Source organism: Pseudomonas sp. GL_090, assembly GCF_057837765.1.
Genome location: NZ_CM174452.1, coordinates 2,379,325 through 2,391,891, shown reverse-complemented (window position 1 = coordinate 2,391,891; position 12,567 = coordinate 2,379,325). Strand labels below are relative to the sequence as shown.

Genomic DNA, 12,567 nt, shown 5'->3' with positions numbered 1-12,567 from the left:
ACGCTCGCCCCATCGGCCAATACAGCCGGTGGGGCCCGTTGGCAATGGACGACTAGCGCACCAGTCGTCCGGCCAGCGCCTTGGCCTGGCTCACCACGTCAGAAACGGCCGTACTTTCCCACCACATGCCGCGCAACGGCGGGCCCATGGCAAACAGCCGACTGGCGGGCTGACCCTCGGCGCTCAGGACCGCGCCATCGACCTCCGCGGCAATCCCCAGGGCCAACGGCCCCGGTCGGACCAGGCCACGGGCGAGCAGTTGCCGGGGCAACGGCCGCGCGACCCGGCGCCAGTCATATTCGATGCCGCTGGAGTTGATCAGGGCGCCAGCGCTGACGACACAGGTGTGTGCCTCGCCGCGCCGCCGAAGGCGGATACTGACGCCGTCGCCCGTCGAGCGCTCAAGCCCCTCGAACGAAGCGGCGTGAATTCGTAACCGCCCTTCTTCATACAAACGCTCCACCAGTTCGGCACTCAGGGGTGACGAGCGGTGGTGATGGCTTTCCCACCACGGCCGCACATGTCGCACGAACTGCCGACGCTGCTCGTCCGTCGCCTGGTGCCACAAGCGACCGATATGTGGCCGCACCGTGTTCAGTGGCGCCTGCCAGTCGATGCCTTGGGCAATGGCGTCCCGACAGTGACGACGCAGTTCGCGCATCAACTGGCGAGGTGTGCGGATGTGCTGATCCTGCGCGAGAAAATCCACCCAGGCCGGTGGCTGGCGACGCACATGGGGTCGCAGGCCATGGCGGGAAAACACTTCGATGGGCCCACGATGCCCGGCCTGATCCAGGGACACCACGGCGTCGATCATGGTCAGGCCCGAGCCGATGATCATGACCGTCGATTGCGGGTCGAGTCGCTGCATGGCCGCCACGTCCCACGGATCAAGGGCTGCAGCGTTCAAGCCGCAGGATCGGGTTTGTGGCGTGCACGCGGCGGGAAACATCCCGGTGGCCAAGACCGCAAAAGCGCCCTGCAAGCTTCGGCCATCACTCAAGGTCAACCGCACGGCGTCTGCATCGGCTTGCAAATCGACCACTTCGGCCTGCACATGCTCGACCGTCGAACCGTTCAATGCGCCCAGCGCCTGCGCGTCTGCCAGGCGCTGGCGGGCGTACAGGCCGAAAATTCCCCGTGGCGGAAACAGCTCGCCGACCGGCACCTGCTGCTGATCCGATTCCGGCCAGCCGCCCGCTTCGATGTACTCGGTCAGCCATTGGGTAAAGTCGTCGGCGTTGTCCGGGTCGACACTCACCCGCGCCGCGTTGCCGTTGAGCGTATGGCCCAGTTCCACCGCGCTGTAGGCAACGCCCCGCCCCAACTCGGCCCGAGGCTCGATCACCAGCACCCGGCACCGGCCCGGCCGGCGCATCAACTGCGCCGCCAGCATGGCGCCACTGAGGCCACCACCGACAATCAGGATGTCGGCATCATTGGTCAAGCTATGGCCCATCGTGTACTCCCTGTTCAGATCACCACATTACGCACAAACTTTGCCGCCACAGCCCCGTCGTTGCGATAACAGTGCGGCTGGTTGCTGGCGAACATGAAGAATTCACCCGCCGCGATACTCTGCGGCTGGTCGCCCAGCATAACGGTCAGGCAACCTTCGAAGACATAAATCTGTTCGCTCCAGCCATCGGCGTCCGGCTCCGACGGATACACCTCACCCGGTTGCAGGCACCATTCCCACTGCTCGACTTCGCGGCTGGCCTGGGCCTTTGAGAGCAACACCGCCCGGCTGCCGGGAATCGTGCCGGTCCAGGTCAGCTCGTTGATACGGCTGGGATCCCGGGCGTCGGGCGCCTGGATCAAATCACTGAAGGCGACGTCGAGGGCTTCGGCGACGCGGTCGAGGGTGGTCAGGCTGACGTTCTTTTCCCCTGCCTCGATCGCCACCAGCATGCGACGGCTGACACCGGACTTTTCCGCCAGTGCCGTCTGGCTCAAGTCGGCGGCATGACGCAAACGGCGGACATTTTGACTGACGTGCTGGAGGACCGATGCCCGTTGGGTAGAATCTTTGTGCACTATATTGCTCACTGAGTGGGGTTGGGCAGTATACTGCGCAACATTCGACGCATTGTGCGTCCCCCTCCAGTAGCGTGCAAGGTCATGACGTCGGTGAACTCCCCAAAGGCTTCCTCCCGTTTTACAAGGTTCAGCAAGGCCGAATGCGTGCTGGTGCTGATCACGATGGTCTGGGGCGGTACCTTCCTGCTGGTACAGCATGCGATGACCGTCAGTGGCCCAATGTTTTTCGTCGGCCTGCGCTTTGCCGCCGCCGCAAGCATCGTTGCCCTGTTTTCCTGGCGTCACCTGCGTGACCTGACCTTGTTCGAACTCAAGGCCGGGTCGTTTATCGGCGTGGCGATCATGCTCGGCTACGGCTTGCAGACGGTCGGGTTGCAGAGCATTCCCAGCAGCCAATCGGCATTCATTACCGCGCTGTACGTCCCGTTTGTGCCGTTGTTGCAATGGCTGGTGCTGGGGCGGCGTCCGGGGTTGATGCCGAGCATCGGCATCATGCTGGCCTTTACCGGGTTGATGCTGCTGTCCGGGCCGTCCGGTGCGTCGTTCAACTTCAGCCCCGGTGAAATCGCCACCTTGATCAGCGCCGTGGCCATTGCGGCGGAGATCATCCTGATCAGCACCTATGCCGGCCAGGTCGATGTGCGCCGGGTGACGGTGGTACAACTGGCGGTCACTTCGGCGCTGTCGTTCCTGATGGTAGTGCCGACCAACGAGGCGATTCCGGACTTCTCCTGGTTGTTGCTGTGCAGCGCGCTGGGGCTTGGGGCGGCGAGCGCGGCGATTCAGGTGGCGATGAACTGGGCGCAGAAAAGCGTGTCACCGACCCGCGCCACGCTGATCTATGCCGGCGAGCCGGTATGGGCCGGGATTGTCGGGCGCATCGCCGGGGAACGCTTGCCGGCCATTGCCCTGGTCGGGGCCGGGTTGATTGTAGCGGCGGTGATCGTCAGTGAGTTGAAGACCAAGGGTAAGGCGGCGGCTGAAGAAGAGCTGGAGCAGGAGCAGGAAACTCAGCGATAAACTGCGGATTCTGTGCCGCCGGTTAGACAGCCTGCTCGCGAAGGCGCCGGCACAGGCAAAACCCCTCTTCCGGAAACAATGTGAATCAGGGCTTTTCCGTCTACCGTGTAGGATTCTGCGACAGCTTGGCGTTTGGTGATCCGGGAGCTGGCACGTATGATGCTTCACAAACTTCCGCAGATTAGAAGCCTATGTCCCTGATAGTTCTACTGCTTCTGCCTTTCATAGGCAGCTGTTTGGCGGCCGTGTTGCCGCACAATGCCCGTAACGCCGAATCCCTGCTGGCTGGCCTGATCGCCCTGATCGGCACCGTTCAGGTCGCCTTCCTGTTCCCACAGATCGCCGATGGCGGCGTCATTCGTGAAGAGATTTCATGGCTACCGAGCCTGGGCCTGAACTTCGTCCTGCGCATGGACGGTTTCGCCTGGCTGTTCTCCATGCTGGTGCTGGGCATCGGCACCCTGGTTTCGCTGTACGCCCGCTACTACATGTCGCCGAACGATCCGGTACCGCGATTCTTCGCGTTTTTCCTGGCCTTCATGGGCGCCATGCTGGGCCTGGTGATCTCCGGCAACCTGATCCAGATCGTGTTTTTCTGGGAGCTGACCAGCCTCTTCTCGTTCCTGTTGATTGGCTACTGGCACCATCGCGCCGACGCCCGGCGCGGCGCCTACATGGCGCTGATGGTGACCGGCGCGGGCGGCTTGTGCCTGCTGGCGGGGGTCATGCTGCTCGGCCATGTGGTCGGCAGCTATGACCTGGACAAGGTCCTGGCCGCCGGCGACCTGATTCGCGCCCATGCCCTCTACCCGATTCTATTACCCCTGATCCTGATCGGCGCTTTGAGCAAAAGTGCGCAATTCCCCTTTCACTTCTGGCTGCCCCACGCCATGGCCGCGCCGACGCCCGTGTCGGCGTATTTGCATTCGGCGACCATGGTCAAGGCCGGGGTCTTCCTGCTTGCGCGGCTATGGCCCTCGCTGTCGGGCAGTGAAGAATGGTTCTACATCGTCAGCGGCGCCGGTGCCTGCACCCTGTTGCTCGGGGCGTACTGCGCGATGTTCCAGAACGACCTCAAGGGATTGCTGGCCTACTCGACCATCAGCCACCTGGGCCTGATCACCCTGTTGCTCGGCTTGAACAGCCCGCTGGCCGCCGTCGCCGCGGTGTTCCACATTCTCAACCACGCAACGTTCAAGGCCTCGTTGTTCATGGCCGCCGGCATCATCGACCACGAAAGCGGCACCCGCGACATCCGCAAACTCAGCGGCCTGTACAAGCTGATGCCGTTTACCGCCACCCTGGCCATGGTCGCCAGCGCCTCGATGGCCGGCGTGCCGTTGCTCAACGGCTTCCTGTCCAAGGAAATGTTCTTCGCTGAAACCGTGTTCATCAATGCCACCCGCTGGGTCGAACTGAGCTTGCCGATCGTGGCAACCATTGCCGGTACCTTCAGCGTCGCCTACTCCCTGCGTTTCACCGTGGATGTGTTCTTCGGTCCGCCCGCGACCGACCTGCCCCACACGCCCCACGAACCGCCGCGCTGGATGCGCGCACCGGTCGAGTTGCTGGTGTTCGCCTGCCTGCTGGTGGGGATCTTCCCGGCCCAGATAGTCGGCCCGCTGCTCGCAGCGGCGGCGCAACCGGTGGTCGGCGGCACGCTGCCCGAGTACAGCCTGGCCATCTGGCACGGCCTGAACGCGCCGATGATCATGAGCCTGATCGCCTTGTCCTGCGGCTCCGTGCTTTATCTGCTGCTGCGCAATCAGCTCAAGCGCGGGCGCTTCGACCGTCCGCCCGTCATCGGGCGCCTGGACGGCAAGCACTTGTTCGAATACGCGCTGGTCGCCTTCATGCGCCTGGCCCGCCGCCTGGAACCGCGGATTGGCACCAAACGCCTGCAAATGCAGTTATTCCTGGTGGTGCTCGCCGCCGTGCTGGCCGGGCTGATTCCTATGCTGCACAGCAGTCTTCACTGGGGTGACCGGCCGAAAATCCCGGGGTCGATCGTCTTCGTCACCTTGTGGTTGCTGGCCATCGCCTGCGCCCTTGGCGCGGCCTATCAGGCGAAGTACCACCGGCTCGCGGCCCTGACCATGGTCAGCGTCTGCGGCCTGATGACCTGCGTCACCTTCGTCTGGTTTTCCGCGCCGGACCTGGCCCTGACCCAACTGGCGGTCGAAGTGGTGACCACGGTCCTGATCCTGCTGGGCCTGCGCTGGCTGCCACGTCGGATCGAGGAGGTCTCGCCGTTGCCGGGCAGCCTGCGCCGGGCGCGAGTTCGGCGTATCCGCGACTTGTTGCTGTCGACCTCGGTCGGTGTCGGCATGGCACTGCTGGCCTACGCCATGCTGACGCGCCAGACACCCAACGATATTTCCTCCTTCTACCTCAGCCGTGCCTTGCCCGAAGGCGGCGGCAGCAACGTGGTCAACGTGATGCTGGTGGACTTCCGTGGTTTCGACACCCTCGGGGAAATCACCGTGCTGGTGGCCGTGGCCCTGACCGTGTACGCCCTGCTACGCCGCTTCCGTCCGCCGAAAGAAAGCCTGCAACTGCCGGCCCAGCAACGCTTGCTCGCACCGGATGTGGTCACCGACCTGGTCAACCCGCGTCACGCCAGCGACACCGCGCTCGGTTTCATGATGGTGCCGGCGGTGCTGGTGCGCCTGCTGTTGCCGGTGGCGCTGGTGGTGTCGTTCTACCTGTTCATGCGCGGGCACAATCAACCGGGCGGCGGCTTTGTCGCCGGGCTGGTGATGTCGGTGGCGTTCATCCTGCAATACATGGTCGCCGGCACGCAGTGGGTCGAGGCGCAAATGAGCCTGCGGCCACTGCGCTGGATGGGCACCGGACTGATGATTGCCACCGCCACGGGGCTGGGTGCGATGCTGGTCGGCTATCCGTTCCTGACCACCCATACCTGGCATTTCTCGTTGCCGCTGCTGGGTGACATTCACCTGGCCAGCGCGCTGTTCTTCGACATCGGGGTGTACGGCGTGGTGGTCGGCTCGACCCTGTTGATTCTTACAGCCCTCGCCCACCAATCGGTGCGCGGCCACAAAACCGCCGCCCAGCCCAGATCCGTTGCCGCCAAAGGAGCCGTCTGATGGAAGAAGTCATCGCAATCGCCATCGGCGTACTGGCCGCGTCCGGCGTCTGGCTGATCCTGCGCCCGCGGACGTTCCAGGTGGTCATGGGCCTGTGCCTGCTGTCCTACGGCGTCAATCTGTTCATCTTCAGCATGGGCAGCCTGTTCATCGGCAAGGAACCGATCATCAAGGACGGCGTGCCGCAGGACCTGTTGCACTACACCGACCCGCTGCCGCAAGCACTGGTGCTGACAGCGATCGTCATCAGCTTTGCCATGACCGCGTTGTTCCTGGTGGTGCTGCTGGCCTCCCGGGGCCTGACCGGCACTGACCATGTGGATGGCCGGGAGCCCAGGGAATGATGGCAATGTCTCACCTGATCGTCGCGCCCATTCTGCTGCCGCTGCTGACTGCCGCGATCATGCTGATGCTCGGCGAGAAGCACCGCCCGCTCAAGGCGAAGATCAATCTGTTCTCCAGCCTGCTCGGGCTGGGCATTGCCGTGGCATTGCTGCAATGGACACAAACCACCGGCGTGCCCGGTTCCATCGGTGTCTATCTGCCGAGCAACTGGCAAGTGCCGTTCGGCCTGGTGCTGGTGGTCGATCGCCTGTCGGCGCTGATGCTGGTGCTGACCGGCATCATCGGCGTCAGTGCCCTGCTGTTCGCCATGGCACGCTGGGACAGCGCAGGTTCGAGTTTTCACGCGCTGTTCCAGATCCAGTTGATGGGCCTTTACGGCGCGTTCCTCACCGCCGACCTGTTCAATCTGTTCGTGTTCTTCGAAGTGTTGCTGGCGGCGTCCTACGGGTTGATGCTCCACGGCTCGGGCCGGGCGCGGGTGTCGTCGGGGCTGCATTACATCTCGATCAATCTGCTGGCCTCGTCGCTGTTCCTGATTGGCGCAGCGCTGATCTATGGGGTCACCGGCACGCTGAACATGGCCGACCTGGCGGTAAAAATCCCACTGGTGTCCGAAGCCGATCGCGGCTTGCTACACGCTGGCGCGGGGATTCTGGCCGTCGCGTTTCTGGCCAAGGCCGGCATGTGGCCGCTGAACTTCTGGCTGGTGCCGGCCTATTCCTCGGCCAGTGCGCCGGTGGCGGCGATGTTCGCGATCATGACCAAGGTCGGCGTCTACACCTTGCTGCGCCTGTGGACGCTGCTGTTCTCCGCCCAGGCCGGGGCTTCGGCGTTCTTTGGCGGTGACTGGCTGGTCTATGGCGGCATGGCGACCATCGTCTGCGCCGCCATGGCGATCCTCGCCGCACAACGCCTGGAGCGCATGGCCAGCCTGAGCATCCTGGTGTCGGCGGGCATCCTGTTGTCGACCATCGGTTTCGCCCAGCCGAACCTGATCGGCGCGGCGCTGTTCTATCTGTTCAGCTCGACCCTGGCGTTGAGCGCACTGTTCCTGCTGGCCGAACTGATCGAGCGCTCGCGCTCGGCCAACGAAATCCTGCTCGAAGATGAAACCGAACTGCTGCCCCGTCCTCTGGAGTCCCTGCATCCGCCCAAAGGCACCAACCTCGACGACGACCAGAAAGCCGTGGTCGGCCAGGTGATTCCCTGGACCATGGCCTTTCTCGGCTTGAGTTTCATCGCCTGCGCCTTGCTGATCATCGGCATGCCGCCGCTCTCCGGGTTTATCGGCAAACTCGGGTTGATCGGCGCCCTGCTCAATCCGCTCGGCCTGGGCAACAGCGGCGACACACCGGTTTCCAACGCCGCGTGGGGCTTGCTGGTGTTGTTGATTGTGTCCGGGCTGGCGTCTCTGATCGCGTTCTCGCGCCTGGGCATCCAGCGTTTCTGGACGCCAGCGGAACGGCCATCGCCCCTGTTGCGACGCCTTGAATGCATACCGATCTTCGCCCTGCTGGGCTTGAGCATTGCGCTGACCGTCAAGGCCGATCCGCTGCTGCGCTACACCCAGGCCGCCGCCGATGCCTTATACAACCCGCAGCAATATGTGATGGCAGTGCTCGACACGCGCGTCGTACCGAACCCGTCGGCCGCAGCGGCCCCGCAGGAGGTGCAGCCATGAAGCGCCTGTTTCCGGCACCTTTGCTGTCGCTGGCCCTGTGGCTGCTGTGGTTGCTGCTGAACCTGTCGATCAGCCCCGGCAACCTGCTGCTGGGTGCCGCGCTGGGGTTCTGTGCGCCATTGATGATGCGCAGGCTGCGTCCGCTGCCGGTGCGCATCCGTCGCCCCTGGGTGATCCTGCGCCTGGTCCTGCTGGTCGGGCGCGATGTGTTGGTGTCCAACCTCGCCGTGGCCTGGAGCGTGCTCAATGCCGGTCGCCGCCCGCCCCGCTCGCAATTCATCAAGGTGCCGCTGGACCTGCGTGACGCCAACGGCCTGGCCGCGCTGTCGATGATCACCACGGTGGTGCCCGGTACGGTCTGGTCGGAGCTGGCGCTGGACCGCAGCATTTTGCTGTTGCACGTCTTCGACCTGGACGACGAGGCGCTGTTCATCCAGCACTTCAAGGCGACCTACGAGCGTCCGTTGATGGAGATCTTCGAATGAGCCCCTTGCTGTCGAACGCGATCCTGCTGAGCCTGTTCTTCTTTTCCCTGGCGATGATCCTGACCCTGGTCCGTCTGTTCAAGGGGCCGTCGGCCCAGGACCGGGTTCTGGCGCTGGACTATCTGTACATCGTCGCGATGCTGATGATGCTGGCGCTGGGCATTCGCTATGCCAGTGACACCTACTTCGAGGCGGCGCTGCTGATCGCACTGTTCGGTTTCGTCGGCTCGTTCGCCCTGGCGAAGTTCCTGCTGCGTGGCGAGGTGATCGAATGAACACGCCATTGTCGTTGTGGGTGGAGATCCCGGTGGCGATCCTGCTGGTGCTCGGCAGTCTGTTTGCCTTGATCGGTGCCACCGGCCTGCTGCGCATGAAGGACTACTTCCAGCGCATGCACCCACCCGCCCTGGCCTCGACGCTCGGGACCTGGTGCGTGGCATTGGCGTCGATCATCTATTTTTCGGCGCTCAAGTCCGCGCCGGTATTGCACGCCTGGCTGATCCCGATCCTGCTGGCGATTACCGTGCCGGTGACGACCCTGCTGCTGGCCCGGGCGGCGCTGTTTCGCAAACGCATGGCCGGAGATGATGTGCCGGCCGAGGTGAGCAGCCGGCGGACGGAGAGTGGTAGTTAGACCAAAGATTTTTAGTGCCTGGACCGGCCTCTTCGCGAGCAGGCTCTCTCCCACATTTGATCGCTGTCGTACACAAATCCTTTACTCGCCGAAAATCCCCTGTGGGAGCGAGCCTGCTCGCGAAAACCATTGGGCAGGCAAATCAAACCCAGGCCACCGCCAACAACCCCGCCCCCAGCACCACACACAACGGCGAGTAAACCCAGGTGTCGAGCCGGGCAAATTTCGAGCCTTTGACCTCTTTGAAAAAGCCCACCAGTTCTGAATCGCCAATGGCCCGGGCAAACAGCAAAATCGCGATCGTGCTGATCACCCACTGCAACGACCAGTGATGCAAGGGTGGCAGCCACCAACCCACCCGCAAGCACACCAGCACGGCAATCGACAGCAACAGCCCGGCCACTACCAGCGTGATCCAGCCTCGCGGCTTGAACGCCGGCCTCAGCTGCGCACTGCCCTCCTGCGGTACTTGCGGGACCACCGCCACCGCCGCCCACTCGCCACCCAACGCCCAATACACATGCACCAGACTGATCGCGGCGAAGATCGTCACCAGCGACTGAGCCAACAACAGGGTCATGGTTCAGAAATCCTTGAAAGGGATATGAACCGAACATTGTAGGAGCTACCGCAGGCTGCGATGTTTTGATTTTGCTTTTTTATGACAAAGATCAAAAGATCCCGACCTGCGGCAGCGCCTATAGGGCGGCGGAGACTTTATCCGCCACGTCCTTGGGCAGCCAGGCCCGCCAGACGTCCGGATGGGCCTTCATGAATGCCTCTGCCGCCTGGCGCGGCGGAGTATGTTTCTCGCTCATCTCGGCCAGCGCTTTGTTCAGCGGTTCGATCGGAAAATCGACTTTGGTAAAGAACTCGGCAATGTGCGGATATTGCTTCTGGAAGGGGGTGGACACACCGATCGACAGCTTGGAGGCCAGGGAACGGGTCGGCTGTGGATTGGGGTTGTCGGCGTCGGTCAGGGTCTTCCAGGCTTGCGCGTCGAACGGTGGCTCTTCGAGTTGAATCAGCTTGAAACGGCCAAGTAACGGCGTGGGCGACCAGTAGTAAAACAGCACCGGCTTGCCACGATGAATTGACGAACTGATCTCGGCATCCAGGGCCGCGCCCGAACCGCTGCGGAAGTTCACGTAGCTGTCATCCAGCCCATACGCCTTGAGCTTCTGTTTGTTGACCACTTCCGAGGTCCAGCCGATGGGGCTGTTGAGAAAACGTCCCTTGGTCGGGGCCTCCGGGTCCCTGAACACGTCTTTGTAACGCGGCAGGTCGCTGACACTGCGCAGGTCCGGCGCCAGCGGCTTGATGCCCTTGGCCGGGTCGCCCTTGATCACATATTCCGGCACCCACCAGCCTTCGGTAGCGCCCTTGACCGTGTCGCCGAGGCTGACGACCTTGCCTTCGGCCTCCGCCTTGACCCACACCGGGCTGCGACCGGCCCACTCTTCGCCGATGACCTGGATGTCATTATTGGCCAGCGCGGTTTCCAGGGTGATGGTGGTGCCCGGCAAGGTGTCGGTCGGCAGGCCGTAGCCCTTCTCGACAATGATGCGCAGGACATCGGTAATCAGGCTGCCGCTTTCCCAGTTCAGGTCGGCGAAGTGGATCGGCGCCTGGGCGGCAGACACCGGGACGGGTGTCGCCAACAAACCGAAAGTGGCCACGACCGCAGCCAGCAACCGTCGAAATCCGTTCATGCTTTTGCACCTCGTGCTGTTCACAGCAATAGCAGGGTGGCCTGGCGGTAGACCGCGAAGCCTCTGAATACTCAGTCCAATGACTGTAGTAGAGGTTCCTGCTTTCGAGGTGCGTGGGTCAGTTTTCGCCAGTTTCCTGCAAACGCATCAGTGCTCGCCTGACCATGCTGGCGTACTCCGCCGGTTGCAGTTGGTAAAGCTGTGACGCCACCCAGTTCAGCCAGGCTCCTTGCAGAATGGTCTTCTGCCCGAACAACCGCCGCGCTTCGTCTTGAGCGCTGGCCAGGTTCTGTTCGTGGAAGTCGGCGCGGGTCTGGTTCATCACTCGCTGGCCTTGAAGGTCACCAGCTCGCCCTTGCGCCACTTGGCCGCCTTGGCGGTCACGGCCTTGAGGGTCTTGGTCAGGCCCTCCTGCAACTGTTGATGGGCGGCGAACACCATCACCACGCTGTGTCCTTCCTTGAACACGATCCCCTGACCGTCGGCCGTGGTCACGAAGGCGTAGTCGCCAATTCCGTAAACCGTCAGCTTGATGTCGCGGAACCTGATGTCCAGCTTGCCGCCTTCGCGACTGGGCAGCACTGACGCGCTGAAATGGTCGCCGACCTTGAGCTTGAGTCCGGGCTTGTCGTCCACCACCAGGGCTGATTCGGTGTCGATTTCGGCAATGTAAATGCCTTCAGCGTTCTGTTCGGTGATGTAAACGAAACGTGACTGAAACTGCTTGACCAGCTTTGCGCGCAAATCACCCAGCACGAACAAAGCATGCATATCGAGATTACTTACTGCCAAGGAAACATCCCCACATCTGAATAATGGTGCCGTGCGCGAAAAATGAACGCACAGCCAAAAAAGCGGCAATGCCGAAGGTGTAGCCAAAGAACCCGGGTTGAAGTCCTGAATGAGCAGTGCACTCACTCATCACGAAGCTTGAGAAGACTACTGGAACGTCACTCGCGTCGTCCTGACTGGTGTTCGTCACAGGTTGAAGGAAAACACCCTTCGTGCTGCCAGAAAATTATGGACTATCAACTTCGGGGAAAAATCTCATCAAGAAAAAAACTTTTCCTACATATCGTCCGCAAAAAATTGCTTTAGATAAACATCATTCACCCACCAGTGAGGGTGATTCTAGAGCAGCGATGCTCTTGGCGACTAGCCAAAACGACGTACATACGTCGGTAAAACAATGAAAAGGACTTCATATGTGCACGCTGACACACTTTGCCTATCCCCTCGTACCTGACTCGGAAACAGCGCCGACCCCGCACCCGACACGGCCCGGCCTCCATGAACCAGCTCCCGATGCCCCGACCCGCCCGCGATTTCGGGTGGTAATGGCAGGCATTGCCTTCTTTCACATCAAGGATATTTCTACAGGCAGTGTAAGAGGTTTCCGAGCCAATCATAACGAAGCCTGTGCCCTCGCCCGGTTTCTTGAATCACACGGTTGACATCCCACCGCGCTCGCTTCTATCGACGTTTCGTCTGCCCGCCGACTTATCTCATCCGTCGACGGGCAACTACTGCCATACTGCCC

At 62.2% G+C, this 12,567-nt stretch carries 15 protein-coding genes; 9 read left to right on the top strand and 6 right to left on the bottom strand.

What is annotated here, in order from left to right:
- Window positions 1–52: 52 nt before the first annotated feature.
- Window positions 53–1,459, bottom strand: a complete 1,407-nt coding sequence (locus tag AC3ITA_RS10710; protein ID WP_489280228.1) for an FAD/NAD(P)-binding protein — start codon at window positions 1,457–1,459, stop codon at window positions 53–55.
- Window positions 1,460–1,473: 14 nt separating this feature from the next.
- Window positions 1,474–2,037: a helix-turn-helix domain-containing protein gene (locus AC3ITA_RS10705; RefSeq protein ID WP_489280227.1), complete on the bottom strand. Its 564-nt coding sequence runs from the start codon at window positions 2,035–2,037 to the stop codon at window positions 1,474–1,476.
- A gap of 15 nt (window positions 2,038–2,052) precedes the next feature.
- Between AC3ITA_RS10705 and AC3ITA_RS10700 the strand changes: the two genes are divergently transcribed.
- The 7 genes from AC3ITA_RS10700 to AC3ITA_RS10670 all read left to right on the top strand — a co-directional run bounded on the left by AC3ITA_RS10700 (window position 2,053) and on the right by AC3ITA_RS10670 (window position 9,315).
- Window positions 2,053–3,060 (top strand): DMT family transporter, encoded by a 1,008-nt coding sequence (locus AC3ITA_RS10700; protein WP_095945847.1) that lies wholly within the window; start codon window positions 2,053–2,055, stop codon window positions 3,058–3,060.
- Window positions 3,061–3,251: 191 nt separating this feature from the next.
- Complete coding sequence (locus AC3ITA_RS10695) at window positions 3,252–6,170, top strand: monovalent cation/H+ antiporter subunit A (RefSeq protein WP_489280226.1); 2,919 nt, start codon at window positions 3,252–3,254, stop codon at window positions 6,168–6,170.
- Window positions 6,170–6,514, top strand: coding sequence for a Na+/H+ antiporter subunit C (locus tag AC3ITA_RS10690; RefSeq protein ID WP_007973781.1), 345 nt, complete (start codon window positions 6,170–6,172; stop codon window positions 6,512–6,514). Before AC3ITA_RS10695 ends, AC3ITA_RS10690 begins: the two co-directional genes overlap by 1 nt.
- Complete coding sequence (locus AC3ITA_RS10685; protein WP_489280225.1) at window positions 6,511–8,196, top strand: monovalent cation/H+ antiporter subunit D; 1,686 nt, start codon at window positions 6,511–6,513, stop codon at window positions 8,194–8,196. The genes AC3ITA_RS10690 and AC3ITA_RS10685 overlap by 4 nt, the downstream gene beginning before the upstream one ends.
- Complete coding sequence (locus AC3ITA_RS10680; protein WP_095945850.1) at window positions 8,193–8,681, top strand: Na+/H+ antiporter subunit E; 489 nt, start codon at window positions 8,193–8,195, stop codon at window positions 8,679–8,681. Before AC3ITA_RS10685 ends, AC3ITA_RS10680 begins: the two co-directional genes overlap by 4 nt.
- On the top strand, window positions 8,678–8,956 hold the full coding sequence (locus tag AC3ITA_RS10675; protein WP_489280223.1) for a K+/H+ antiporter subunit F: 279 nt from the start codon (window positions 8,678–8,680) through the stop codon (window positions 8,954–8,956). The genes AC3ITA_RS10680 and AC3ITA_RS10675 overlap by 4 nt, the downstream gene beginning before the upstream one ends.
- A complete protein-coding gene (locus tag AC3ITA_RS10670; RefSeq protein WP_090456437.1) occupies window positions 8,953–9,315 on the top strand; it encodes a Na+/H+ antiporter subunit G in 363 nt (120 codons plus the stop codon). The genes AC3ITA_RS10675 and AC3ITA_RS10670 overlap by 4 nt, the downstream gene beginning before the upstream one ends.
- 142 nt (window positions 9,316–9,457) lie before the next feature.
- Here the strand turns inward: AC3ITA_RS10670 and AC3ITA_RS10665 are convergent, their stop codons facing one another.
- The 4 genes from AC3ITA_RS10665 to AC3ITA_RS10650 all read right to left on the bottom strand — a co-directional run bounded on the left by AC3ITA_RS10665 (window position 9,458) and on the right by AC3ITA_RS10650 (window position 11,798).
- Entirely contained in the window at window positions 9,458–9,895 is a 438-nt protein-coding gene (locus AC3ITA_RS10665; RefSeq protein ID WP_489280222.1) for a DUF3995 domain-containing protein, read from the bottom strand.
- Between the two features lie 118 nt (window positions 9,896–10,013).
- The gene (locus AC3ITA_RS10660) at window positions 10,014–11,027 is read right to left on the bottom strand and encodes an ABC transporter substrate-binding protein (RefSeq protein ID WP_095945852.1); all 1,014 of its coding nucleotides are present in this window, start codon (window positions 11,025–11,027) and stop codon (window positions 10,014–10,016) included.
- 118 nt (window positions 11,028–11,145) lie between these two features.
- Complete coding sequence (locus AC3ITA_RS10655; RefSeq protein WP_095945853.1) at window positions 11,146–11,349, bottom strand: hypothetical protein; 204 nt, start codon at window positions 11,347–11,349, stop codon at window positions 11,146–11,148.
- A complete protein-coding gene (locus AC3ITA_RS10650; protein WP_172435400.1) occupies window positions 11,349–11,798 on the bottom strand; it encodes a hypothetical protein in 450 nt (149 codons plus the stop codon). The genes AC3ITA_RS10655 and AC3ITA_RS10650 overlap by 1 nt, the downstream gene beginning before the upstream one ends.
- A gap of 233 nt (window positions 11,799–12,031) precedes the next feature.
- On the opposite strand from AC3ITA_RS10650, the gene AC3ITA_RS10645 reads away from it, so the two are divergent.
- Both AC3ITA_RS10645 and AC3ITA_RS10640 read left to right on the top strand, forming a co-directional pair.
- A complete protein-coding gene (locus AC3ITA_RS10645) occupies window positions 12,032–12,220 on the top strand; it encodes a hypothetical protein (protein ID WP_141250094.1) in 189 nt (62 codons plus the stop codon).
- Between the two features lie 12 nt (window positions 12,221–12,232).
- A complete protein-coding gene (locus AC3ITA_RS10640; RefSeq protein WP_095945854.1) occupies window positions 12,233–12,481 on the top strand; it encodes a hypothetical protein in 249 nt (82 codons plus the stop codon).
- The last annotated feature ends 86 nt before the right edge of the window (window positions 12,482–12,567 follow it).